At 64.0% G+C, this 23,270-nt stretch carries 22 protein-coding genes and 1 riboswitch; of the genes, 5 read left to right on the top strand and 17 right to left on the bottom strand.

What is annotated here, in order from left to right:
• Positions 1-45: 45 nt before the first annotated feature.
• The 7 genes from ruvA to PQR27_RS17710 all read right to left on the bottom strand — a co-directional run bounded on the left by ruvA (position 46) and on the right by PQR27_RS17710 (position 7,357).
• Complete coding sequence (gene ruvA, locus PQR27_RS17740; protein WP_408524863.1) at positions 46-627, bottom strand: Holliday junction branch migration protein RuvA; 582 nt, start codon at positions 625-627, stop codon at positions 46-48.
• 85 nt (positions 628-712) lie between these two features.
• Entirely contained in the window at positions 713-1,255 is a 543-nt protein-coding gene (gene ruvC / locus PQR27_RS17735; protein ID WP_063497310.1) for a crossover junction endodeoxyribonuclease RuvC, read from the bottom strand.
• 221 nt (positions 1,256-1,476) lie between these two features.
• Positions 1,477-3,042, bottom strand: coding sequence for a bifunctional phosphoribosylaminoimidazolecarboxamide formyltransferase/IMP cyclohydrolase (purH, locus tag PQR27_RS17730; protein WP_408524862.1), 1,566 nt, complete (start codon positions 3,040-3,042; stop codon positions 1,477-1,479).
• Positions 3,043-3,097: 55 nt separating this feature from the next.
• Complete coding sequence (locus PQR27_RS17725; protein WP_006049915.1) at positions 3,098-3,331, bottom strand: Fis family transcriptional regulator; 234 nt, start codon at positions 3,329-3,331, stop codon at positions 3,098-3,100.
• A complete protein-coding gene (gene dusB / locus PQR27_RS17720; protein ID WP_408524861.1) occupies positions 3,328-4,395 on the bottom strand; it encodes a tRNA dihydrouridine synthase DusB in 1,068 nt (355 codons plus the stop codon). Before dusB ends, PQR27_RS17725 begins: the two co-directional genes overlap by 4 nt.
• Positions 4,396-4,644: 249 nt before the next feature.
• Positions 4,645-5,895 carry a UbiH/UbiF/VisC/COQ6 family ubiquinone biosynthesis hydroxylase gene (locus PQR27_RS17715; RefSeq protein ID WP_408524860.1) on the bottom strand — a complete coding sequence of 417 codons (1,251 nt, stop codon included), beginning with the start codon at positions 5,893-5,895 and terminating at the stop codon, positions 4,645-4,647.
• A gap of 55 nt (positions 5,896-5,950) precedes the next feature.
• Positions 5,951-7,357, bottom strand: coding sequence for an aminopeptidase P N-terminal domain-containing protein (locus PQR27_RS17710; RefSeq protein ID WP_408524859.1), 1,407 nt, complete (start codon positions 7,355-7,357; stop codon positions 5,951-5,953).
• A 314-nt stretch (positions 7,358-7,671) separates the two neighbouring features.
• Here PQR27_RS17710 and PQR27_RS17705 point away from each other — a divergent pair, with 314 nt between their 5' ends.
• The gene (locus tag PQR27_RS17705) at positions 7,672-8,292 is read left to right on the top strand and encodes a glutathione S-transferase C-terminal domain-containing protein (RefSeq protein WP_408524858.1); all 621 of its coding nucleotides are present in this window, start codon (positions 7,672-7,674) and stop codon (positions 8,290-8,292) included.
• 130 nt (positions 8,293-8,422) lie between these two features.
• Here the strand turns inward: PQR27_RS17705 and lnt are convergent, their stop codons facing one another.
• The 7 genes from lnt to PQR27_RS17670 form a co-directional block, all read right to left on the bottom strand.
• Positions 8,423-10,099: an apolipoprotein N-acyltransferase gene (gene lnt, locus PQR27_RS17700; RefSeq protein WP_408524857.1), complete on the bottom strand. Its 1,677-nt coding sequence runs from the start codon at positions 10,097-10,099 to the stop codon at positions 8,423-8,425.
• 49 nt (positions 10,100-10,148) lie between these two features.
• Positions 10,149-11,042 (bottom strand): CorC family transporter, encoded by an 894-nt coding sequence (locus PQR27_RS17695; protein ID WP_408524856.1) that lies wholly within the window; start codon positions 11,040-11,042, stop codon positions 10,149-10,151.
• 217 nt (positions 11,043-11,259) lie between these two features.
• Complete coding sequence (locus PQR27_RS17690) at positions 11,260-11,937, bottom strand: gamma-glutamylcyclotransferase (protein ID WP_408524855.1); 678 nt, start codon at positions 11,935-11,937, stop codon at positions 11,260-11,262.
• 27 nt (positions 11,938-11,964) lie between these two features.
• The gene (gene ybeY, locus PQR27_RS17685; protein ID WP_408524854.1) at positions 11,965-12,426 is read right to left on the bottom strand and encodes an rRNA maturation RNase YbeY; all 462 of its coding nucleotides are present in this window, start codon (positions 12,424-12,426) and stop codon (positions 11,965-11,967) included.
• Positions 12,427-12,473: 47 nt separating this feature from the next.
• Complete coding sequence (locus PQR27_RS17680; RefSeq protein ID WP_408524853.1) at positions 12,474-13,541, bottom strand: PhoH family protein; 1,068 nt, start codon at positions 13,539-13,541, stop codon at positions 12,474-12,476.
• A 46-nt stretch (positions 13,542-13,587) separates the two neighbouring features.
• Positions 13,588-14,961 (bottom strand): tRNA (N6-isopentenyl adenosine(37)-C2)-methylthiotransferase MiaB, encoded by a 1,374-nt coding sequence (miaB, locus tag PQR27_RS17675; protein ID WP_408524852.1) that lies wholly within the window; start codon positions 14,959-14,961, stop codon positions 13,588-13,590.
• A 139-nt stretch (positions 14,962-15,100) separates the two neighbouring features.
• Positions 15,101-16,084 (bottom strand): LysR family transcriptional regulator, encoded by a 984-nt coding sequence (locus PQR27_RS17670; RefSeq protein ID WP_408524851.1) that lies wholly within the window; start codon positions 16,082-16,084, stop codon positions 15,101-15,103.
• Positions 16,085-16,201: 117 nt separating this feature from the next.
• Between PQR27_RS17670 and PQR27_RS17665 the strand changes: the two genes are divergently transcribed.
• From PQR27_RS17665 to ribB, 4 genes are all read left to right on the top strand, one after another.
• Positions 16,202-16,594, top strand: a complete 393-nt coding sequence (locus PQR27_RS17665; RefSeq protein ID WP_408524850.1) for a VOC family protein — start codon at positions 16,202-16,204, stop codon at positions 16,592-16,594.
• A 40-nt stretch (positions 16,595-16,634) separates the two neighbouring features.
• Positions 16,635-17,801, top strand: coding sequence for an MFS transporter (locus tag PQR27_RS17660; protein WP_408524849.1), 1,167 nt, complete (start codon positions 16,635-16,637; stop codon positions 17,799-17,801).
• Positions 17,802-17,978: 177 nt separating this feature from the next.
• Complete coding sequence (locus PQR27_RS17655; protein WP_408524848.1) at positions 17,979-18,668, top strand: helix-turn-helix domain-containing protein; 690 nt, start codon at positions 17,979-17,981, stop codon at positions 18,666-18,668.
• Between the two features lie 117 nt (positions 18,669-18,785).
• Positions 18,786-18,954, top strand: a riboswitch (FMN riboswitch).
• 146 nt (positions 18,955-19,100) lie between these two features.
• Positions 19,101-19,847 carry a 3,4-dihydroxy-2-butanone-4-phosphate synthase gene (ribB, locus tag PQR27_RS17650; RefSeq protein ID WP_408524847.1) on the top strand — a complete coding sequence of 249 codons (747 nt, stop codon included), beginning with the start codon at positions 19,101-19,103 and terminating at the stop codon, positions 19,845-19,847.
• Positions 19,848-19,925: 78 nt separating this feature from the next.
• Here ribB and PQR27_RS17645 read toward each other — a convergent pair whose 3' ends face one another.
• The 3 genes from PQR27_RS17645 to glpK all read right to left on the bottom strand — a co-directional run bounded on the left by PQR27_RS17645 (position 19,926) and on the right by glpK (position 23,130).
• Positions 19,926-20,612, bottom strand: a complete 687-nt coding sequence (locus tag PQR27_RS17645) for an HAD family hydrolase (protein ID WP_408524846.1) — start codon at positions 20,610-20,612, stop codon at positions 19,926-19,928.
• Between the two features lie 173 nt (positions 20,613-20,785).
• A complete protein-coding gene (locus tag PQR27_RS17640; RefSeq protein WP_408524845.1) occupies positions 20,786-21,499 on the bottom strand; it encodes an MIP/aquaporin family protein in 714 nt (237 codons plus the stop codon).
• A 131-nt stretch (positions 21,500-21,630) separates the two neighbouring features.
• The gene (glpK, locus tag PQR27_RS17635) at positions 21,631-23,130 is read right to left on the bottom strand and encodes a glycerol kinase GlpK (protein WP_408524844.1); all 1,500 of its coding nucleotides are present in this window, start codon (positions 23,128-23,130) and stop codon (positions 21,631-21,633) included.
• Positions 23,131-23,270 lie beyond the last annotated feature (140 nt).

Here is a 23,270-nt window from a genome sequence, read left to right as displayed (position 1 = left end):
TCGGGCACGGGCCGCACCGCCGGGCCCACTGCCGGGCCCACCGCTTTAGCCCTTTGACAAAGCCTTCAGCGCGAGCTTGATGCCCTCGGACACACCGGTGCCGGCCGGCACATTTTTGACGGCGGCCAGCGCTTCTTTCTCGGAGTAACCCAATGCGATCAGTGCGTTCAGGATATCGGAGGAGTGGTTGGATGCCGACGCCACGCCCGCCATCGCGCCCAGGTCGGCGCCGACCTTGCCCTTCAGTTCGAGGAGCAGCCGCTCCGCCGTTTTCTTGCCGATGCCCGGCACACGCGTCAGACGGGCGGCGTCCTGCATCGTGACGGTTTGCGCCAGTTCGCCCACGCTCATGCCCGACAGCACAGCGAGCGCCATGCGCGCGCCGATCCCGGTGATCTTCAGCAATTCGCGGAAGGTGGAGCGCTCCTCGGAGGTGCCGAAGCCATACAGCAGATGCGCGTCTTCACGCACGATCATTTGCGTGAGCAGCACGACGCGCTCGCCGGTGGCGGGCAGGTTGTAGAACGTGCTCATCGGCACATCGACTTCGTAACCGACGCCGTTGCAGTCGACGAGTAGATGCGGCGGGTTTTTTTCCAGCAGAACGCCGGCAATGCGACCGATCATGAGGGATTCAATCGTGAGAAAGAGGTGGGAGAAAGGGCGAGTGTAGCGTAGCAGGTGTGCTGCGGGCAGCGCACTGCAGCGGCGCTCAACCCACCAGACGACCGCGCCGCACGCGCAAGCCCTTTTTCGCGAGCGAAGGCGCGATGCCGCCCAGCGTGCTGAGCGTCGTGCCGCCGTGCGCGTGGCAGATCGCCATGCCGAGCGCGTCGGCGGCATCGGTGCCGGGCACGCCGGAAAGGTTGAGCAGCCGTACCACCATCTGTTGCATCTGCTCCTTGGTGGCGCGGCCGTAACCCACCACGGCCTGCTTCAACTGCAAGGCCGTGTATTCGGCAACCGGCACTCCGCCCGCCACCAGGCCGCAGATCGCTGCGCCGCGCGCCTGGCCGAGCAACAGCGTGGATTGCGGGTTGACGTTGACGAACACCTTTTCGATCGCCGACTGATCTGGCGAATGCTGGCGGATCAGTGTCGAAATGCCTTCGAAAATGGTGCCCAGACGCGAGGGCAGATCGGCGTCGGCGGTTTTGATGACGCCGCTTGCGACGTAGCTGAGCGTGTGTCCGGTTTGATCGATTACGCCGAAGCCAGTCACGCGCAAGCCGGGGTCGATGCCGAGAATTCTCATGGAGTGCCGCAGGAGCGGTAAAAACGGGGTGCTTGCGATACTACAACGAACGCGCTGCATGGCGGGCAGCGTCCAGCGAGGTGAGCGGAATAAAAACCGCCGTCGGACGTCCGGAAATGAAAACGGCCCGGCGGAACTATCCGCCGGGCCGCTGTGTTCGAGCCAACTGGGCTGGCCGTCGCTTCAAGATGAAGGTACGACCGCCCGTGAGGCCCGAAGAATCAATGCCGGAAGTGACGCACGCCGGTCACGACCATCGCGATGTTGTGCTCGTCTGCCGCAGCGATCACTTCGTCGTCGCGCATCGAGCCGCCCGGCTGGATCACGCAGGTCGCGCCCGCCGCTACCACCACGTCGAGGCCGTCGCGGAACGGGAAGAACGCGTCCGACGCCACGGCCGAACCGTTCAGCGTCAAACCGGCGTTCTGCGCCTTGATGCTGGCGATGCGCGCCGAATCCACGCGGCTCATCTGACCCGCGCCGACGCCGAGCGTCATGCCGTTCGCGCAGAACACGATCGCGTTCGACTTCACGTACTTCGCCACGCGCCATGCGAACAGCAGATCGTCCATTTCCTTCGGCGTCGGGTGACGTTTCGTGACGACGCGCAGTTCGTGCGGCTGCACGTTCTTCGAATCGAGCGATTGCACCAGCAGGCCACCGCCGACACGCTTCAGGTCGAACGCGTTGTGGCCTTCGCCCAAGGCGATTTCGAGCAGACGCACGTTCTGCTTGGCCGCGAACACCTGGCGAGCCGCCGCGCTGAACGACGGTGCGATCAGCACTTCGACGAACTGCTTGGCCACCGCTTGCGCCGCCGTTTCGTCCACTTCGCGGTTGAACGCGATGATGCCGCCGAACGCGGAGGTCGGGTCGGTCTGGAATGCCTTCGCATACGCTTCGTTCGCGTCGGCACCCACCGCCACGCCGCACGGATTCGCGTGCTTGACGATCACGCAGGCCGGCACGTCGAAGGTCTTCACGCATTCCCACGCTGCATCGGAATCGGCGATGTTGTTGTACGACAGTTCCTTGCCCTGCAACTGGCTGTAGTTCGCCAGCGCGCCGGCCGGCACCGTCAGGTCGCGATAGAACGCGGCGCTCTGGTGCGGGTTTTCGCCGTACCGCAGGTCCTGCACCTTGTTGAAGGCGAGGTTGAACGTAGCCGGAAACGCGTTGCGCGACGAATGCTGCAGTTCGTCGGTCAGGCTCGTCAGGTAGTTCGTGATCGCGCCGTCGTACTGCGCGGTGTGGGCGAACACCTTGGTGGCGAGGCGGAAGTTGGTCTTGTACGACACCGCACTGCTGTTCGCACGCATTTCGTCGAGCACGACCGCGTAATCCGCCGGATCGACCACCACCGTCACGTCGCGGTGATTCTTCGCGGCCGAGCGCAGCATGGTCGGGCCGCCGATGTCGATGTTCTCGATTGCGTCTTCGAGCGAGCACTCTTCTTTCGACACGGTCTGCACGAACGGGTACAGGTTCACGACCAGCAGGTCGATCGTGGGAATGTCGTGCTTTTCAAGCGCTGCCATGTGTTCCGGCAGGTCGCGGCGCGCGAGGATGCCGCCGTGCACCTTCGGATGCAGCGTTTTCACGCGCCCGTCCAGCATTTCCGGGAAGCCCGTGTAGTCGGCCACTTCCGTGACGGACAGACCCGCGTCCGCGAGCAGTTTCGCGGTGCCGCCGGTCGACAGGATCTTGACGCCGAGGTCAGACAGCGATTTGGCGAAGTCCACAATGCCGGACTTGTCGGAAACGGAGATGAGCGCTTGCTTGATCATGATGAAGACGAAAAGCCGAAGGGAAACGTGGCAGGGCGCCTGAAACTACAACGAACTACAACAGACCGTGCTGTTGCAGCTTCTTGCGCAGCGTATTGCGGTTGATGCCGAGATACTCGGCGGCCAGCGACTGGTTGCCGCCGGCCTGCTCGAGCACCACTTCGAGCAAGGGTTTTTCCACGCATGAAATCACCATGTCGTAGACGTCGTGCGGATTGGAGCCGTCGAGATCCTGGAAATAGATGCCCAGGCTGTCGCGGACAGATTGTTCGATATTGTTCTTGCTCATGCTGCTAGTCGGTCGGTATGGTCCGGCTCGCCGTCGTTCTTGCTGAGCGTCTCGTCAACATAGACGAGGCGGTCTGAGATCGCCTTTTGGGCGTCGAAGAATTCATTGACGGCGAGGAGTTGTTCGCGCGTGGTGTCCAGCGTATTCATGCGGTGCCGGAACACATTGGCGCCAGAAAGGCCGCGAGTGTACCAGCCGATGTGTTTACGCGCTGTGCGCACACCCGTAAATTCGCCGTAAAACGCGTAGTGATCTTCGAGATGTTCGTTCATCACCTGCTGGATTTCGTCGATGCGCGGCGGCGGCAGCAACTCACCCGTTTGCAGGAAATGCTCGATTTCGCGGAACAGCCACGGACGCCCCTGCGCGGCACGGCCGATCATGATCGCGTCGGCGCCGGTGGCAGCGAGTACTTCACGTGCTTTTTGCGGCGACGTAATGTCGCCATTGGCGACCACCGGGATGCGCACCGCCGCTTTGACGGCGGCAATGGTTTCGTATTCGGCGTCGCCGTGATACAGGTCGGCGCGGGTGCGGCCGTGCACGGTCAGCATGGAAATGCCGGCGGCCTCGGCCAGACGCGCGATGGTGAGCGCGTTTTTGTTGTCGCGATCCCAGCCGGTGCGGATTTTCAGCGTGACGGGCACCGCATCCGGCCCCATACCCACCGCACCCACCACGGCCTCGACGATGCGCTGCACGAGCGGTTCGTTCTGCAACAGCGCCGAACCCGCGGCTACGTTGCAGACTTTCTTGGCCGGGCAGCCCATGTTGATGTCGATGATCTGCGCGCCATTTGCCACGTTGTAGCGCGCGGCTTCGGCCATCATGGCCGGATCGGCGCCGGCAATCTGCACGGCGATCGGTTCGACCTCGCCCGTATGGTTGGCGCGGCGCATGGTCTTCTCGCTTTTCCACAACTGCGCGTTTGAGGCGACCATTTCCGATACGGCATAGCCCGCGCCCAGCCGCTTGCACAGTTGCCGGAACGGCCGGTCGGTCACGCCCGCCATGGGGGCGACGAACAGGTTATTGCGCAGATTGTGAGAGCCGAGAGTGGGCATGAAGTCGACGCGCGCGCAGCAGATTGCGTGAAATACAGGCAATCGGAGCGTTCGCGAAATGCGAGGGAAAACCGCCATTTTAGCGTTAACGGATAGCCGGCACCCGACTTGCGTCCGTCGTAACCCTTTAAATCTTCTATGAAAGTGGTCCGAGTCATAGAACCGGCGAGAACCGGCGGCGCTCGCGCGGCTCAGCATACGGTGCGCAAAAAAGCGACAACGGCTGCGGGCCGCGAGCGGGCGGCGCGCTCAGCGGCGCTGACCGAACATCATTTGCCGCGCCAGCGCGGTCTTCACCGGCGGCACGAATTCGAGCGCGGTGAGGGCGAGGCCGCGCAAGGCGGCGAGCGGCGGGAAGTCGACGGTGAACAGGCGTGCGAGCGTGTCGGTGGCGCCGATTGTCAGGCGCCGGTCCAGCGCGCGGCGTTGCGCGAACGTAGCCAGGGCGAGCGGCGTGGGGCCTTCCGCCGACAAGGCATCGGCGAGCGCGTGCGCGTCGCGCAGACCGAGGTTCAGACCCTGACCTGCTACCGGATGCAGCGTCTGCGCTGCATTACCGATCGCAACGACATGGCCATTCACGAGGGTATCGACCGCGTTCAGTCCCAGCGGAAAAGATGCCCGTCCTCTGATCTGCGTAAAGCGACCCATGCGGTTGCCGAATGCGGCGCCGAGTTCGCGCAGGAATTCCGCCTCGGAGAGTTGCGCGCGGCGCGCGGCTTCGTCGGGCGCACAGCACCAGACCAGCGCGTAATCGGCGCTGCGCACACCGCCCATCGGCAGCAGCGCGATCGGCCCTTGCGACGTGAAACGTTCCCACGCAACATGCGCTTGCGGCGCCGACACGCTGACCGTGCCGACCAGCGCGGTTTGTCCGTAATCGCGCGAGCCGCTGTCCCCAGTGCTGCCGCCGGCTTCGCCGTTGACGCGCCTGACGGCCTTCTGGTCGCCGAACAGACCGCCTTCGGCATTCACCAGAATCCGCGTGCGCAAATGACGCGTGACGCCAGCGGTTTCGATCGGCAGCGTGACGCCGTCGCGTTCCTGGATCGGCGCCGACGCGGACGTCGAGCGGAACCAGTGGACGGAGGTCGCGCGAACCGCTTCGGCAAGACCATGGACGATCGAGCCGTAGCGCAGCACGTAGCCGAGCGCCGGCAAGCCGTGCTCGCTATGGTCGATCAGCGTGCGGCCGAAGTGGCCGCGCTGCGACACGTGGATGCGCTGGATCGCGGTGGCGTCCGCGGGCCAGCGCAGCGGTTCGAGAATCATCCGGCTGCCATGCGATACGGCGATCGCGCGCGGATCGGCAATCGAATCTTCCGGCTCGCGGGCGTCGATCAGGGCGATCTTCAGCGCCTGCGTCGCGCTGCGGCGCGCCAGCCAGCCGGCGAGCGCCAGCCCGACCGGGCCCGCGCCGACAATTGTCACGTCGAAATCGAAGGGTTGACCGGACATTGCCGGTTTCAGAATTACCGTCGACTGGGGAACGTCGTTCATTGCGCGTTGCTTCCTTCGCTTACTGGCTGGATTCCTGCCTGGATTCCTGCCTGGGTTACTGCTTTGTTTCCTGCGCCGTGCGGGCTTCCTGCATCAGCGCCTCGATTTCGTCGGCCGCCACCGGAACCTCGCGTGTGATCAGCTCGCAGCCAGCCGGCGTGACGATCGCGTCGTCCTCGATGCGGATGCCGATGTTCCAGTAGCGCTCTGGCACGCCTTCCGCCGGACGGATATACAGGCCGGGCTCGATGGTCAGCGTCATCCCCGCCTGCAGCGTACGCCACGGCAGCGCACCCGCTTCGTCACGCGGCGCGCCGCGTTCGCGATAGTCGCCGACATCGTGCACATCCATGCCGAGCCAGTGGCCCGTACGGTGCATATAGAACGGCGCATAGGCGCGCTCGGCGATCACGTCATCCACGGAGGAGAACTTGGTTCGGTCGACGATGCCGGTGTCGAGCAACCCTTGCGACAGTACGCGCACAGCAGCCTGGTGCGGATCGTCGAAGGTGGCGCCGACGCGGGTGGCCTCGACGGCAGCCTGCTGCGCGGCCAGCACGATGTTGTACAGCTCGCGCTGCGCCGGTGTGAAGCGGCCGCTTGCCGGGAAGGTACGGGTGATGTCCGAGGCGTAGCCGTCGAGTTCGCAGGCGGCGTCGATCAGGATCAGGTCGCCGTCCTGGGCAATCGCGTTGCCGGCCGGATAGTGCAGCACGCAGGCGTTGGCGCCCGCGGCGACGATGGAGGTGTAAGCCGGCGCCTGCGCGCCGAATTTGCGGAAGGTGTAGAGCAACTCGGCTTCGAGCTCGTACTCGCGCACGCCGGGGTGACAGGCGGCCATCGCACGGCGATGCGCTTGCGCGGAAATCTGCCCGGCACGGCGCATGATCGCGAGCTCGTGATGATCCTTGATGAGCCGCATCTCGTCGAGCAACGGGATCAGATCACGCGCGACGGCAGGCGCGGCGACGCCGCCGCGGCCTTGTGCACGCACGGTGTCGAGCCAGCCGCGCACCTGTTCGTCCAGTTCCGACGACGTGCCGAGCGCATAGTGCAGCGACGGCTTGTCGGCGAGAATGCGCGGCAGCTGCGTATCGACTTCGCTCACGGCGAAGGCGGCGTCGAAGCCGAATGCCTCGCGTGCGCCCTCCGGCCCGAAACGGAAACCTTCCCACGTCTCGCGCTCGATATTCTTCTCGCGGCAGAACAGGATCGAAGCCGGCTCGCCAGCCGCGGCGCTTGCGTCGAGCACCAGCACAGCCTCGGGTTCAGTGAAGCCCGTCAGATAGTAGAAATAGCTATCGTGCCGGTACGGATAGTCGGCGTCCCGGTTGCGCAGCTTTTCGGGCGCGGTGGGGACGATGGCGACGCCGCCGCCCGCCGCCCGCAGCGTGGCGAGTACGCGCTCGCGGCGCGTGCGGTAGACGTCGATGGCGATGGTGGGTTCGGTCGGCTGGTTCATGTTGCGATTGTAGCGCCCAATGCGGCGACTTAATTTGCGCGGATACTGGCGGACGAGGGTCGCCGCGCTGCTGACGGTTGCCTGCCGTGCGCGGCCGTTGTGGTACGCCGCCCGGCCATTCGATGGTCGCGTTCAGTGAGGCGTGCCGCCTGCGTCGACAGTGTTATCCGTTCGGCGGGGTAGACGGCGCGCGAGCGCTGCGGCAATGTTGCAATCCATCCACAGCGAGCATTCATGCGGCTCGCGAAGCGGGTTCACGACGCTCGGGAACGCTGCCAACCACTTATACTTTCGCCGAATTCAAGAAAAGGCAGATGGTAATGATGAAACTCATCGGTTCGTTCGCCAGCCCGTTCGTGCGCAAAGCGCGGGTCGTTCTGGCCGACAAGAAAATCGACTACGAACTGGTGCTCGAGAACGTCTGGGCGCCGGACACGAGGATTCACACTTTCAATCCGATCGGCAAGGTGCCGTGCCTTGTGATGGAAGACGGTGAGGCCGTGTTCGATTCGCGGGTGATCTGCGAGTACGTGGATACGCTGTCGCCAGTCGGCAAGCTGATTCCGCCGTCTGGGCGCGAGCGGGTCGAAGTGCGCTGCTGGGAAGCGCTCGCCGACGGCATTCTGGACGCGGCCGTGCTGATTCGCATCGAGGGCACGCAGCGCCCCGCTGAGCACCGTGTGGACACGTGGGTCGCGCGGCAGCAGCGCAAGATCGACGAAGGTCTGATCGCGATGTCGCAGGGATTGGGCAGCAAGCCGTGGTGCACGGGCAATCACTACACGCTCGCGGATATCGCCGTGGGTTGCGCGCTGGGTTACCTTGATTTCCGCATGCCTGAGCTGAACTGGCGCGAAGCGTATCCGAATCTGGATAAACATTTCCAGAAGCTTTCGCTGCGTCAGTCGTTTATTGATACGGTGCCGACGGATTGAGTGCGGACCGGTAACCCGATCCTTGTGTTGCAAACGCGCGCTCGCGGTGTTCTGGAGCGCGCGTTTTTATATGGGCTGGGCTTGCCGCGTCGGGCGACTGCCGGGCGTGGTTGACCGGCCAGGCGCCGGCCTATTGCTTGCCGTTACGGCGCCGGACAATCCCCGGCCCGAACGCAAATCCAAACGCCAGCAGCAGCAACGAAACCGCCAGTACCGTGTTATTGCCGCTCGTCACATAGGGCGTATTACCCGTGGTGCCTTGCACCGTCACGTCGAGCGAGCCGATCGTGTACGGCGTCAGTCGTCCGATCACTCTGCCGTTCGCATCGATCGCCGCCGTCATGCCGGTGTTGGTGGCGCGCAGCATCGGCCGGCCGGTTTCCAGTGAACGCATCCGCGCGATCTGCAGATGCTGATCCAGCGCAATCGTGTCGCCGAACCAGGCGAGATTGGTTGAATTGACCAGTACACCCGCGGGCGTACCGCTCTCGCGAATGTTCCGCGCGATCTCCTCGCCGAAAATATCCTCGTAGCAGATATCGACCGAGACCGGCTGGTTATGCACGATGAACGGCTTCTGGACCGGCGCGCCGCGCGCGAAATCGCCGAGCGGAATGCTCATCAGGTTGACGAACCAGCGAAAACCCCACGGCACGAACTCGCCGAACGGCACAAGGTGGTGTTTGTCGTAGCGATACACGTCGCGGGTGTCCGGCGTGACGCCGAACAGGCTATTCGTGTAGTCGACCACCCGGCCTTCCGGCGTGACGGTGCCGCCGATCGCGCCGAACAGAATCGCGGTGCCGGTCGAATCTGAGAAGTTGCGCACCGCCGAGGCAAACTGTGGCGGCAATTGCTGCGCGAGCACCGGAATGGCTGTTTCTGGCGTGACGACCAGGTCGGCCGGTTTCGAAGTGATCATCTCCTGATACTGATTGATCGCGGCCACCATGCCGGCTTCTTCGAACTTCATCTCCTGCTTGACGTTGCCTTGCAGCAGCCGCACCGTCAGCGCCGCGTTGGCCGGCACGGTCCAATGCGCGAGCGGCAGCAGCAGGCCCGCGGCAATCAGCGCCAGCGCGACCAGCGCCGGCACAGCGACGCGCGCACCACGCTTGCCGCCAGCGGCCTCGCGCGGCTCGCGCACATGCACCAGCGCCTGCACGATCAATGCCGCCACCAGCGCCAGCATCCAGCCGACGCCGTACACGCCGGCCACCGGTGCAAAGCCGGCGAACGGGCCGTCCACCTGCGCATATCCGCTCGCGAGCCACGGAAAGCCGGTGAACACCGTGCCACGCAGCCATTCGCCGATCGCCCAGGCGCTGGCAAACGCCAACGCGCCATGCCAGGTGGGCGAAAACGGTTGGTCGTCGTCGAGCGCGCCGTTGCGCGCATGGCCGGCACAGAACGACCAGACGCCCGCGGCCAGCGCCGGGTAGAGCGCGAGATACAGCGAGAACAGCACGACCGCCGCGCCCGCCAGCGGCGCGGCCATGCCGCCATAGTCATGCATGCTGACGTACAGCCACCACACGCCGGAGACGAAGTTGCCGAACCCGAAGGCGCCGCCGGTGAGGGTGGCGCTCTTCCAGCCGGTCGTACGGGTGAGCCATGCGAAGAAGAACGCGAAGATCGCCAGTTCGAGCCAGCCGCCATGCGGCGTCGGTGCGAAAGACAGTGTATTGGCCGCGCCGGCGGCGAGCGCGACGAGGTAGTGCCAGCGGGGCAGCGTGCGGCCCTGTGCTTCTCGGGCGGCAGGGGAACTCACGCCGCGGCGCGAACGGGAAGTAATCGGGTCGGCCATCGTTGCGCGGTCGGCGTGAGCAGTTGAAGAAACGAGGAAACGAAGCGCGTCAGGTCTGCACGTGCTGTGCTTCGCGCTCGCGCTGGCCGGCGAGCGGGTCGCGGCGGACGAGCAGCATGTGAATCTGGCGGGCGTCGCCGCGCAGAATCTCGAAGATCAGGTCGTCGAGACGCACTTTCTCGCCGCGATGCGGCACGCGTCCAAAGTGGTGCGTGACGAGACCGCCGATCGTATCGACTTCGTCGTCGGAGTAATGCGTGTTGAACGCCTCGTTGAATTGCTCGATTTCGGTGAGCGCGCGCACGCGGAACCGGCCGTCAGGCGAAGCGATGATGTTGCCGCTTTCTTCGTCGAAATCGTATTCGTCTTCAATATCGCCGACGATCTGTTCCAGCACGTCTTCGATCGTGATCAGTCCGGCCACGCCGCCGTATTCGTCGACCACCACCGCGAGGTGATTGCGGTTCACGCGGAAGTCATGCAGCAGCACGTTCAGACGTTTCGACTCCGGAATGAAGACAGCGGGACGCAACATGCCACGCACGTCGAACTCTTCTTCGGCGTAGTAGCGCAGCAGGTCTTTCGCCAGCATCACACCGATAATGTTGTCGCGATTGCCTTCGTAGACCGGATAGCGCGAGTGCGCCTTTTCCAGCACGTAGGGGATGAATTCGGCGGGATTGTCCGCGATATTGATCGCGTCCATTTGCGCGCGCGGCACCATGATGTCGCGTGCGCTGAGTTCGGAGACCTGGAATACGCCTTCGATCATCGACAGCGAGTCGGCGTCGATCAGGTTGCGCTCATGCGCGTCCTGCAGGATTTCCAGAAGTTCGCCGCGCGAATCGGGCTCGGGCGAGATGAAGTCAGTCAGACGCTCGAGAAGGGAGCGTTTTTCCTGCGGTTTGTCGGTTTGGCGCCGACTGGGATACGTGTCGTTCATGGTAGTGCGCCCGGCGAGACTGGGCGCGCTGTTGCAGAGCATTAAGGATACACCAGGCACATGGCAGGACCGTGTCCCGCCGGGCTGGGCGATGGGCGATGCGGTATAACCGACCCGTCGCGCGCGGCGGGACGTGGGTCAATCCTAACTGATTACGCGCGGAAAAGCGTTTTGGAGCAAAAAAGTACCGCTCGGGGCGTCCGCGTCCTTCGTCGTCTTATTCCTGCCCGGCTTCGCGGCGTTCCTGCTGGCAACGCTCGAGCAGCGCTTCCAGCGCGCGGTCCGGCATGCCGCTTTCGCGCAGCGCATGCACGGTGCGGCTGACGTAATCGAGCGTGGTGCCGTAGCGGCCGCGCGCGCAGCCGAACACCGCCTTGACGATCTCGTCCCGCAGCTTGCCGGTGTAGGACGGCACGTCGCGGCGCATCACGAACGCCAGCGCATCGACGCGCCGGCCGTCGGCGAGCACGCACGGCAGCCATGCCGGGCGATACGAACCCATCGCCATTTCGCGGCGCCAGAGCGCTTCCAGGTGCGGCATCGCGCCTTCGGCGGCGAGGCGAAACGCAATGCCGGAGCAGGAGCCGCCGCGATCGAGCGCGAGCACGAGGCCCGGTTGTTCCGGTGTGCCGCGATTCACGCGCGACCACAGATACAGGCCGCGATGATAGCCATGCACCTTCGAGCGGGTTGCTTCGACGGTAGGCAGCCCGGGATTCCAGATCAGCGAACCATAGCCGAACAGCCACAAATCGCGCTTACGGTCCCAGTCGCGCAACGCGCATTCGAGCGACGCGCGCAACTCTTCGTCGGTCAGCAGCCGCGATTCGCCGAGCGCCGGCGGATAGTCCGGGCAGGGTGTTCGCGTGTCGGCTTCGGGGACGGAGGTGCTCACGGCGGCTCTAAACGATGATGGCGACGACTATTGATAAGGGTCGGGGAAGCCTAGCTTGCCGAGAATCTCGGTTTCGATCGTTTCCATTTCCTCGGCTTCTTCCTCGACTTCGTGATCGTAGCCCTGCGCGTGGAGCGTGCCGTGCACCAGCAGATGCGCGTAATGCGCGAGGAGCGGCTTGCCCTGTTCGGCGGCTTCTTTCTCGACCACCGGGCAGCACAGAATCAGATCGCCCGTGACCGGATCGTCTTCCGATTCGGCGTAGGCGAAGGTCAGCACGTTGGTCGAATAATCCTTGCCGCGATAGGTGCGGTTCAGCGTGCGTCCTTCTTCCGCGTCGACGAAACGCACGGTCAGTTCTCCGTCTGCAAAGAGCGCCGCCTTGATCCAGCCGGCCACGGTGGCGCGCGGCAACAGCGCCTTGTGTTCCGGCCAGGCTTTGGCGGCAGGGAATTGCAGATTCAACGTCAGTTTCGGAGCGCGGCTCATGCTGGAACGGTGTGTCGTGTTGCGGGCGACGGCATTTTCAACGCCATTTAGCGCGAATCCGCCGGATTGGCGGTTTTCTGCGAATGCGCATCGTACGCCTCCACAATTCGTGCGACCAGCGGATGCCGCACCACGTCGGCGCTCGTGAAGCGCGTAAGCGCAATGCCGCGCACGTCCGACAGCACCTGCTGTGCTTCGATCAGCCCGCTCTTCGCACCACGCGGCAAATCCACCTGGGTCGTGTCGCCGGTGACCACCGCTTTCGAGCCGAAGCCGATCCGCGTGAGGAACATCTTCATCTGTTCGGGCGTGGTGTTCTGTGCCTCGTCCAGGATGATGAACGCGTGGTTCAGCGTGCGGCCACGCATATAGGCGAGCGGCGCGATTTCGATCATCTGCCGCTCGAACATCTTGGCGGTTTTGTCGAAGCCGAGCAAATCGTAGAGCGCGTCGTACAGCGGGCGCAGATACGGATCGACTTTCTGCGCGAGATCGCCCGGCAGGAAGCCGAGGCGTTCGCCCGCCTCGACGGCCGGGCGCGTCAGCACGATGCGCTTGACCTGATCGCGCTCCAGCGCATCGACCGCGCAAGCCACCGCGAGATAGGTCTTGCCGGTACCGGCCGGGCCGACGCCGAAGGTCACGTCGTGCGAGATGATCTGCTTGAGGTAGTCGCGTTGCGCCGGCGTGCGGCCGCGCAGATCGGCACGGCGCGTGTACAGCTTCGGACCGAGCTCTTCGAGGTCCTCGTCGCCGGTGTCGGCGGGCTGGTCGAACGGATGATCCGGATTGCCGGGAAAACGCGCATCGCCTGTCTCGTCGCCGTTGCCGTTCGTGCGATGGCGCGCCGGGTGCCGCACTTCAACGAGCGCGAGCTGGATATCGTCGACCGACAGCGGCTCGCGTGCGTTGTTGTAGAAGTTTTCCAGCGCGGTGAGCGCGAGTTTCGCGCCGCGCCCGCGGATCGTGATGCGGTGGCCGCGGCGCTGGAGCGTCACGTCGAGTGCCTGCTCGATCTGTCGCAGATTCTCGTCGAGCGGTCCGCAGAGGTTGGCAAGCCGCGCGTTGTCTTCGCGCGGTGCGGTGAATTCCAGATGCTGCTGAGCGGTCTTCAAGGCGGTGGGTCGATCCTGTCGGTTTCGCTACGTGGGGTGGCGTCGCTTAGTGGGTGGTCGCGGGGGCATTGTCGTGCACCAGCACGAGTTCGCCGCGCAGCGAATGCGGATAGGCGTGGACGATCTTCACGTCGACCATCTGGCCAATCAGCCGCGCGTGCGACGCGATCGGCGCCGGGAAATTCACCACGCGATTGTTTTCGGTGCGGCCCGCGAGTTCGTTCGGATCTTTACGCGCCGGGCGTTCGACCAGAATGCGCTCGATCTTGCCGACCATCGAATCGCTGATGCGCTGCACGTTCTCTTCGATCGTGGCCTGCAGATGTTGCAGCCGTTTGAGCTTCACTTCGCGCGGCGTGTCGTCGTGCAGATTCGCAGCCGGCGTGCCGGGACGCGGGCTATAGATGAACGAGAAGCTGGTGTCGTACTTCATCTCGTGGACGAGCGTCATCATCTTGTGGAAGTCTTCTTCCGTCTCGCCGGGGAAGCCGACGATCATGTCCGTGGACAACGACAGGTCAGGGCGGATCGCCCGCAGCTTGCGAATCACCGACTTGTATTCGAGCACCGTGTAGCCGCGTTTCATTGCCATCAGGATGCGGTCGGAACCGTGCTGCACCGGCAGATGCAAGTGGCTCACGAGCTTCGGCACCTTCGCGTAGGTATCGATCAGACGCTGCGTGAATTCCTTCGGATGCGAGGTGGTGTAGCGAATCCGTTCGATGCCCGGAATATCGGCGACGTATTCGATCAGCGTCGCAAAATCGGCGATTTCGCTCGACCCCAGCGTGAGGCCGCCACGGTACGCGTTCACGTTCTGGCCGAGCAGCGTGACTTCACGCACGCCCTGGTCGGCGAGACCGGCGATTTCGGTCAGCACGTCGTCAAGCGGACGCGACACTTCTTCACCGCGCGTGTACGGCACGACGCAATAGCTGCAGTACTTGCTGCAGCCTTCCATGATCGAGACGAATGCGCTCGGGCCGTCGACGCGGGCCGGCGGCAGGTGATCGAACTTTTCGATTTCCGGGAACGAGATATCGACCTGCGCGCGGCCGCTCTCGCGGCGCTTGTCGATCATGGCCGGCAGGCGGTGCAGCGTTTGCGGACCGAACACCAGATCGACGTACGGTGCGCGCGCAACGATCGCCGCGCCTTCCTGGCTCGCTACGCAGCCGCCCACGCCGATGATCAGATTCGGGTTCGCTTCTTTCAGTTCGCGCACGCGGCCGAGGTCGGAGAACACTTTTTCCTGGGCTTTTTCGCGCACCGAGCAGGTGTTGAACAGAATGACGTCGGCGTCTTCCGGCGTGTCGGTCTTGACGAGTCCTTCAGCCGCGCCGAGTACGTCGACCATCTTGTCGGAGTCGTACTCGTTCATCTGGCAGCCAAAGGTCTTTACATAAACTTTTTTGGTCATCGATTTTCGCCGGTCGCAGTGGTTAACCTGGGGGCGTCATAAAGGGTGAAGTGGGGCGGAACGCGCTGGCAGCGTGCGGACGGGCCGCGGGGCGGCGCATGGGTCTGCTTTCAAGGCGCGTTTGCAGCGTAGCTCAATATTATAGCCCTTCATCGAATGCGGTTTCGGCGGCGGCGCGTGATACCGGCGGCTCGGGCGGCAAGCCCAGCAGGCTTTCCAGTTCGCCCGACACCTGCGCGAAGCGCTCGCTCAGGAAATCGAGCAGCACCCGCACGCGCGGCGCCATGAAGCGGTTGCGGTGATAGAGCGCGTGCAGCGGCGCGTCCGGATAGCGCCATTCGGGCAGCAGGATTTTCAGGCAGTCGGCGCGTAAATCCGCTTCCACGTCCCACATCGACTTGATGACGATCCCATAGCCGCGCCGCGCCCATTCGCGGGCGACCGCGCCGTCGTTGGTCTCGCGGGAGGTTTCGAACGGCACCGTGTAGCGCTGCACCTCGTCGCCGCGCGTAAAACGCCACTCGTTCGCGGGCCCGGATGCGGTGCCGAGCACGATGCAGTCGAAATTGGCCAGATCCTGCGGGTCCTTCGGCTCGCCGCGCCGTGCGATGTATGCCGGCGACGCGCACAGCACCCGCCGGTTCGGCGCCAGCTTGCGGGCAACCAGCGAACTGTCCTGCGGCACGCCGAAGCGGATCGCGAGGTCGATGTCTTCCTGCACGAGGTTCGACAGCGAGTCCGACAGCGTCAGCGCGAACGTCACCTCTGGATACAGCGTGTTGAATTCGTCGAGCCAGTGCATCAGCAGATTGCGGCCGAAGTCCGAGGTCGCGGAAATGCGCACCTTGCCGCGCACCACGCCCTGGCCGGCCTGCAGGGCGGCTTCGGCGTCGTCGAGCGATTGCAGCGCCTGGCGGCAGCAGTTCAGATACAGCCGGCCTTCGTCCGTGAGCCTTAGCTGGCGGGTGGTGCGCTCGAACAGGCGGGCCTTCAGGCCAGTCTCGAGCTTGGCCAGACGCGCGCTGGCGGCCGCTGGTGTCAGCCCCATCTTGCGGCCCGCCGCCGACAGGCTGCCCTGCTGAGCCGCTTCGACGAACAGGCGGATGTCACCGAGGTTATCCATCGAGATCTTTCAAAAGAATTTGAAAATGCTTCAAATACTACGCCAATTATCAAATCGAGGTCCGCCGGCCACAATGCATTCATCGTAAACCCTTGTGCTTGCTGCGCTACCAAGGCCATGCAACTCGATCACGCCACCATCGTTACTGCCGAACTCGACGCCGCCCGGCGTTTTTTCGTCGACATCGCCGGGCTGACGGAGGGCGAACGCCCGCCGTTCCAGATCGACGGCTACTGGCTGTGCGCGAACGGCCGCCCGGTGGTCCATCTGATCGACGCAACGGTGCCCGCCGGGATGGGGCGCTCGGCGCCGCGCATCGATCACATCGCGTTCCGGCTGGAAAGCGCGGCTGAATGGCAGGCGCTGCTCGGCCGGCTGCACGCGGCGCAGATGCCATATCAGCTCGCCGAAATTCCGCCGGGCGGGCCCCAGCAAGCCGAACTGCAACTGTTCGTCGCGCTCGCGCCGGGCGTCGTCGTCGAATTCGTGACGGCGCCTCATCACGCTTAGTGCGCCGGGCACGCTCAACTTTAGAACCTGGAGAACAAAGATGCCCATTCCTTTACTGGCGCTAGCAATTAGCGCATTCGCGATCGGCACGACCGAGTTCGTGATCATGGGTTTGCTACCCGAGGTCGCACACGATCTGGCTGTGTCGATTCCGTCGGCGGGATTGCTGGTGAGCGGCTATGCGCTCGGCGTCGCGGTCGGCGCGCCGCTGCTCGCGGTGATCACCAGCAAGATGCCGCGCAAGCTCGCGCTGCAATTGCTGATGGGCGTGTTTATCGTCGGCAATACGCTGTGCGCGATCGCGTCCAGCTATTCGGTGCTGATGATCGCGCGGGTAGTGACGTCGTTCGCGCACGGTTCGTTCTTCGGGATCGGCGCGGTGGTGGCGGCTTCGCTCGTGCCGTCGGAAAAGCGCGCGAGCGCAATTGCGCTGATGTTCACCGGTTTGACGCTGGCCAATGTGCTCGGCGTGCCGTTCGGCACCTTCATCGGCCAGGAATTTGGTTGGCGCGCGGCGTTCTGGATCGTCAGCGTGTTCGGCGTGCTGTCGCTCGCGGGCGTCACGGCGCTGGTGCCGAATCGTCACGATTCCGGTCCGGTCGGCCTGGGCCATGAAGTCCGCGTGCTGAAGGACCCGCAGGTCTGGACCGCGCTCGCGATGACAGTCCTCGGTTTCGGCGGCGTGTTCGTGGTGTTCACCTATATCGCGCCGATTCTCGAGCAGGTGAGCGGTTTCTCGCCGCGTGGTGTGACGCTGATTCTGGTGCTGTTCGGCGTTGGCCTGACAATCGGCAATACGGTGGGCGGCAAACTCGCGGACCGTGCGCTGATGCCTTCGCTGATGGGCATTCTGGTCGCGCTCGCGGTGGTGATGGCGATTTTCGCGCGCACCAGTCATTCGCAGGTGGCCGCGGCGATTACCGTATTCGTGTGGGGCATCGCCGCCTTCGCGACCGTGCCGCCGTTGCAGATGCGTGTGGTCGAGAAGGCCGCCGCGGCGCCGAATCTGGCCTCGACGCTCAATATCGGCGCGTTCAATGTCGGCAATGCGGGCGGCGCGTGGCTCGGCGGTCTGGTGATCAATCATGGCCATGCGCTCGACACGCTGCCGTGGGTGGCGGCAGCGGTCAGCGTGGTGGCGTTGCTGCTCACATGGTTCGCCGCGCGGATGGATGCACCGGTGTCGGCTGTGGCGCAGCGCGCCTGAAAGCGCGGCCCGGCTTGCAACTGCCCATATAAGGAATTCGCACAAGCTTTGCGAGAATCGTCCTCCGCAATGCTGATAACAGTGTGAAGATAACTTCGTTGGGCAGCGCCTGGCGCGATGCTATCTTGCTTCCACTAACCGCTTGCCCGCCGCCCGGCGGCGCTCCTGGAGGCAATCATGCATTCCCCGCTTGCGCTGGTTCGCGATCCCGCGGCTGACGCCGATGCGTCGCCGCGCGCCGCTGAGCCTTTCGATGCTCTGGAACATCTGGTCGGTGTGAATCTCGCCCGTTTGCGCGCTGAACGGCAACTGTCGCTCGATGCATTGGCCCGCGCGTCAGGCGTTTCGCGAGCGATGCTCGCGCAAATCGAATCGGCACGCAGCGTGCCGTCCATCAAGGTCCTGTGCAAGGTCGCGGCGGCGCTGAAAGTGTCGGTGGCGGCGTTTCTGCGACGTCACGCGACCAACGGCTTCGAGCACTTGCCGGCGGAGCGTTCTTCGCGCGTCGTCAGTTCAAACGGCCGCTATTCGGCCCGGCCGCTTTATCCCGATACCGAACCGACCGCCGCCGAGTTTCACGAATTGCGTATCGCGCCGTTGCACACCGAGACCGGCACGCGCCGCGCGCCAGGCACCACGGTGAATCTGGTGGTCAGCGAAGGCACGCTGGAGGTCAGCGTGCACGATCAACGGCAATTGCTGGCCACGGGCGACGCGATCGTGTTCGATGCCGACCAGCCGCATAGCCTGCGCAATCCCGGCGACACCGAAGCGCGCGCGTTTCGCGTGACGCTGAAGGCGGAAACGCCGCCGCGCTGGGATGTGCCGGCCACGCAGGACGCCGCACGGCAGGCCGCACCGGCTTGAGCGGTTTCGGGCGCCATGGCTGCCGCGCAGCAGAGATGTCCGTCCAGTCAGTAGGGGTTGCGCTGCACGTCCGGCGCGACTGTTGTATGCTTTGCCAGCCGGTCGATCCGGCAATCAGTGCGTCTTCAGGGCGGGGCGAAATTCCCCACCGGCGGTATGCCGGCAACGCGAAAGCGTAAGCCGGTGAGCCCGCGAGCGCCCGCGTCGTCAAAGTGTCGACCTGGGGTCAGCAGATCTGGTGAGAAGCCAGAGCCGACGGTTAGAGTCCGGATGGAAGAAGATGTGCAGATAGTCATGTTCGTTTCCGTGGCACCGCGCGTGGTTCGAGCGGTGCGCGAGCGTCGCTTTGCGCGGCGTTCAACGGCGCGTCTTTGTCTGTTTGCAATGCCCTGAAACGTTTCTCGCCCAACTTTTGCGATGAGCGTTTCACTTATGTCCTTTGCTACTTTTCCTGCTCCGTCGACGATTGCAGACGCTGCGAAGCAAGTCCCCTTGGGGGATAGCGCATTCCTCGATCTCCCGCTGCTCGACACCGAAGCCGTTCCGCCGCGTATCGCCGCCGCCTTGCAAGCCATGCGCGATGGCCGCGCTGTCGTTCTGCAAGACGACCACGATCGCGAGAACGAAGCTGATCTGATCGTTTCCGCCGAACGCCTGTCCGTCGAAACCATGGCCTTGCTGATTCGCGAATGCAGCGGCATCGTGTGTCTCTGTCTGCCCGACGAGAAGATCCGCGCGCTCGAACTGCCGCCCATGGCCGTCAACAACGAAAGCCGTCACGGCACGGCGTTCACCGTTTCGATCGAAGCGCGCGACGGCGTGACGACCGGCGTGTCCGCGCTTGACCGCGTCACGACGATCCGTGCGGCGATCGCCGATACGGCGAAGCCTGCCGACATCGTGCGTCCTGGTCACGTGTTCCCGTTGCGGGCGCAACCCGGCGGCGTGCTGGCGCGCCGTGGTCACACGGAAGGCACCGTCGATCTGGCGATTCTGGCGGGCCTGAAGCCGGCCGGCGTACTGTGCGAACTGATGAACGCGGACGGCACGATGACGCGCGGCGCGGATGTGGAGCGCTTCGCCGCGAAGCACAATCTGCCCATGCTGACGATTGCCGAGCTCGTGGAATTCCGCGAGGCGCTGGCGACGGCGCGCGAATGCGTAGCCGACGAGGCTTGATGTACGGTTAAGCCTGACGTGCGTCTGATAAAAAAGCCGGCTATCGAAGCCGGCTTTTTTCTTGCCATGTTGCGCCCGTTACGACTGCTCGTCGCCGAATTCGCCGCGCACGCCGGCTTCGACCAGCGCGGGCAGTTCGTCCATGTGCTTCATGATGCGCGTCATGCCCATGTTGCGCAGGGCGTCCGCGTAACCATCAGGGATATGACTCGCGCCGACGAAAGCGATCGTTTTCATGCCCGCCGCGCGCGCCGCATTCAACCCCGCCACGCTGTCTTCCACGACCACACATCGTGAAGGCTCGACGCCCAGCGTCTTTGCCGCGAAGAGATACACGTCCGGATACGGTTTGGGCCGCGCCACCTGTTCCGCGCTGAAAATCCGCTCACCGAATATCTGCTGCAGGCCCGCACGCCGCACCGACGCATTCACGCGCGCCAAGCGGCTGTTCGATACGACGGCGGCCGGCAGCGTGACGCGCTGCAAGGCTTCGCGCACGCCGTTGATCGGACTCAGCGATGCCGCGAGCGCCAGTTCAACGTTGTGTTCGATGGTGTCGAAGAAACCCGCGGGCAGGGTGATATCGAACGATTTCTCTATGCCTTCGAGAAAGCGCGACGTTTGCTGGCCAAATGCCGTTTTGACGACGGGTTCGAAGTCGAGGCCGGGGAAGGTGGCGGACAGCGTTTCGAGCATTACGCGGTCAGCAATGACTTCGCTGTCGACGAGCACGCCGTCGCAGTCGCAGATGAGGTGGTCGATCATGCTTTAAAGCGGAAAGCGAGAGGCGCACGAGCAAGGCAGAGGCAAGCTCAGGCGCGAAGATTGAAAGCAACATGATACGTGCTTTGGCGCCGCATGCGCGGCGCCAAAGCTTTGCGTCGGCGCGAAAACACGCGTTGTCGGTGTATCAAGCGTGGCTTTCGCAAGCGGTGAAATCAGTGCGCGTGCAGGTATTGGAACAGCCCGGCCGCCACTGCGCCGCCCAGCAGCGGACCGCACACGGGAATCCACGCGTAACGCCAGTCGCTGTCGCGCTTGCCGGGGATCGGCAGGAGCGCATGCATCAGACGCGGCGACAGGTCGCGCGCCGGGCTCATCGCGTAACCGGTCGGGCCGCCGAGCGAGATGCCGATGCCGAGCACGAGGAGGCCAACGGGCAGCGCGTCGAGCGCGCCCAGACCGACTTGCGGCGAAGCCAGATACAGCACACCGAAAATCAGCACGAAGGTCGCGATCATTTCCGTGAGCAGATTGTGCGGCACGCTGCGGATCGCGGGTGAGGTGCAGAACACGCCGAGCTTGACGTCGGCATCGCCTTCTTTCGCGAAATGCTGACGGTACGCGACCCACACGAGCAGGGCGCCCGCCATGCCGCCCAGCATCTGCGCCCCGATGTAGCCAGGCACCTTGGCCCACACGAATTTGCCAGCCAGCGCGAGACTGATCGTGACGACCGGATTCAGGTGCGCACCGCTGAACGACGCGGTGACGTAGACGGCGATGAACACAGCCATCGCCCAGCCCATCACGATCACGATCAGGTCGGCGCCTTTACCTTTGGTGCGCGCGAGCAGCACGTTGGCGACCGCGCCGTTGCCGAGCAGCACCAGCAGCGCGGTGCCGATGAATTCCGCAATGTAAGGGGACATCGTTGGTTATCCGAAATATAATTGTGAGGGAAGCCGCTGGGAAGGAGCGGCTTCGTTATGTTCAATGGTGGTGAGTGAGCGGCGTGATCGAAGTTTGATCAGCGCGCTATCAGGGCTCGATCAGCGCTTGATCAAGGTGTATCGGCCCAGGCCTTCGCAGCGCGAATCGCACGCTGCCAGCCGTCGAGGCATTCCTTCACGTTCGCGTGCGGCAGTGCCGGCGTGAAGCGGCGATCGAGCTTCCACTGGCTTTGCAATTCGTCAACGTCCTTCCAGTAGCCCACGGCGAGACCGGCCAGATACGCCGCACCCAATGCGGTTGTTTCCGCCACCTGCGGACGTACCGCGTCTACGCCGAGAATATCCGCCTGGAACTGCATCAGCAGATTGTTCGCACAGGCGCCGCCGTCCACACGCAATTCGCCGATACGAATGCCGGAGTCGGCTTCCATGGCCTTCAGCACGTCGAGCGATTGATAGGCGATTGAATCGAGCGCGGCACGGGCGATATGCGCCGAGGTCGTGCCGCGTGTTACGCCGAACAGCGTCCCGCGCGCGCGTGCATTCCAGTGCGGCGCGCCGAGGCCTGCGAACGCGGGCACCAGATACACGCCGTCGCAATGCGGCACACTGCTCGCCAGCTTTTCGATTTCCGACGCGCTCTTGATGATGCCAAGGCCGTCGCGCAGCCATTGCACCACGGCGCCCGCGATAAAGATGCTGCCTTCGAGCGCGTAATTGATCTGGTCGCCGATCTGCCATGCGATCGTGGTGACGAGATTGTTCTTCGATTCGATCGGCTTGTCGCCGGTGTTCATCACGAGAAAGCAGCCCGTGCCGTAAGTGTTCTTCACCATGCCCGACTGCGTGCACATCTGGCCGAACAGGGCGGCGTGCTGGTCGCCGGCAATGCCCGCAAGCGGGATCTTCGAGGCGAATACCGTAGTCTTGGTCGGGCCGTACACGTCGGAGGAGGCGCGTACTTCCGGCAGCATGCTGCGCGGAATGTCGAGCGCTTCGAGCAGTTCGTCGTCCCACTTCAGCGTGTGGATGTTGAACAGCATCGTGCGCGACGCATTGGTCACGTCGGTGACGTGCAGGCCGCCCTTGGTGAAATTCCACACCAGCCAGCTATCCACCGTGCCGAACGCGAGGCGCCCTTGCTTCGCCTTTTCGCGCGCGCCTTCGACGTTATCCAGAATCCAGCGGATCTTGGTCGCCGAAAAGTAGGAGTCGATCGGCAGACCGGTTTTCGCACGGACCTGTTCCTCCAGACCTTGCTCTTTGAGCTGATCGCAGAAATCGGCGGTGCGGCGGTCTTGCCAGACGATGGCGTTATAGATCGGGTGGCCGGTTTCGCGGTCCCACACAATGGTGGTCTCGCGCTGATTCGTAATGCCGATCGCGGCGATCGAGGTGCCGTTCATGCCGGCGCGCGTGACGGCTTCGGCGGCCACGCCGGCCTGGGTCGACCAGATTTCCTGCGGGTCGTGCTCGACCCAGCCCGGACGCGGGTAGATCTGCTGGAATTCTTTCTGGGCAATCGACACGATATTGCCGAGCCGGTCGAACAGCATCGCGCGGGAACTGGTGGTGCCTTGGTCAAGCGCGAGGATGTACTGATCCTGCATTGTGTCTTCTCCATGCGTTTTATGAATCGCCGGACTGCTGGCCGGCGACGGGAACGGCGTGTTGTTTTAAGCGGGCTGCAACTGGGATTGTGCGGCCCGGCTTGGTCCGTTGCCGAGGGGTGAAAGCGGTTTGATCGAAG

This window comes from Paraburkholderia fungorum (assembly GCF_046027215.1).
Classification (GTDB): Bacteria; Pseudomonadota; Gammaproteobacteria; order Burkholderiales; family Burkholderiaceae; genus Paraburkholderia; species Paraburkholderia fungorum_D.
The sequence above is the reverse complement of the archived record's forward strand: the minus strand, read 5'-3'. Positions and strand labels throughout refer to the sequence as shown.

Bases quoted from the DNA above. Each gene is read 5' to 3' on its own strand.
- PQR27_RS17705 (WP_408524858.1), top strand. From the start codon at position 7,672: ATGGTAATGATGAAACTCATCGGTTCGTTCGCCAGCCCGTTCGTGCGC.
- PQR27_RS17645 (WP_408524846.1), bottom strand. From the start codon at position 20,612: ATGATCGACCACCTCATCTGCGACTGCGACGGCGTGCTCGTCGACAGC.
- purH (WP_408524862.1), bottom strand. From the start codon at position 3,042: ATGATCAAGCAAGCGCTCATCTCCGTTTCCGACAAGTCCGGCATTGTG.
- lnt (WP_408524857.1), bottom strand. From the start codon at position 10,099: ATGGCCGACCCGATTACTTCCCGTTCGCGCCGCGGCGTGAGTTCCCCT.
- miaB (WP_408524852.1), bottom strand. From the start codon at position 14,961: ATGACCAAAAAAGTTTATGTAAAGACCTTTGGCTGCCAGATGAACGAG.
- PQR27_RS17660 (WP_408524849.1), top strand. From the start codon at position 16,635: ATGCCCATTCCTTTACTGGCGCTAGCAATTAGCGCATTCGCGATCGGC.
- PQR27_RS17640 (WP_408524845.1), bottom strand. From the start codon at position 21,499: ATGTCCCCTTACATTGCGGAATTCATCGGCACCGCGCTGCTGGTGCTG.
- ruvC (WP_063497310.1), bottom strand. From the start codon at position 1,255: ATGAGAATTCTCGGCATCGACCCCGGCTTGCGCGTGACTGGCTTCGGC.
- PQR27_RS17670 (WP_408524851.1), bottom strand. From the start codon at position 16,084: ATGGATAACCTCGGTGACATCCGCCTGTTCGTCGAAGCGGCTCAGCAG.
- ruvA (WP_408524863.1), bottom strand. From the start codon at position 627: ATGATCGGTCGCATTGCCGGCGTTCTGCTGGAAAAAAACCCGCCGCAT.
- dusB (WP_408524861.1), bottom strand. From the start codon at position 4,395: ATGCCCACTCTCGGCTCTCACAATCTGCGCAATAACCTGTTCGTCGCC.
- PQR27_RS17655 (WP_408524848.1), top strand. From the start codon at position 17,979: ATGCATTCCCCGCTTGCGCTGGTTCGCGATCCCGCGGCTGACGCCGAT.
- ybeY (WP_408524854.1), bottom strand. From the start codon at position 12,426: ATGAGCCGCGCTCCGAAACTGACGTTGAATCTGCAATTCCCTGCCGCC.
- PQR27_RS17715 (WP_408524860.1), bottom strand. From the start codon at position 5,895: ATGAACGACGTTCCCCAGTCGACGGTAATTCTGAAACCGGCAATGTCC.
- ribB (WP_408524847.1), top strand. From the start codon at position 19,101: ATGTCCTTTGCTACTTTTCCTGCTCCGTCGACGATTGCAGACGCTGCG.
- PQR27_RS17665 (WP_408524850.1), top strand. From the start codon at position 16,202: ATGCAACTCGATCACGCCACCATCGTTACTGCCGAACTCGACGCCGCC.
- PQR27_RS17710 (WP_408524859.1), bottom strand. From the start codon at position 7,357: ATGAACCAGCCGACCGAACCCACCATCGCCATCGACGTCTACCGCACG.
- PQR27_RS17725 (WP_006049915.1), bottom strand. From the start codon at position 3,331: ATGAGCAAGAACAATATCGAACAATCTGTCCGCGACAGCCTGGGCATC.
- glpK (WP_408524844.1), bottom strand. From the start codon at position 23,130: ATGCAGGATCAGTACATCCTCGCGCTTGACCAAGGCACCACCAGTTCC.
- PQR27_RS17695 (WP_408524856.1), bottom strand. From the start codon at position 11,042: ATGAACGACACGTATCCCAGTCGGCGCCAAACCGACAAACCGCAGGAA.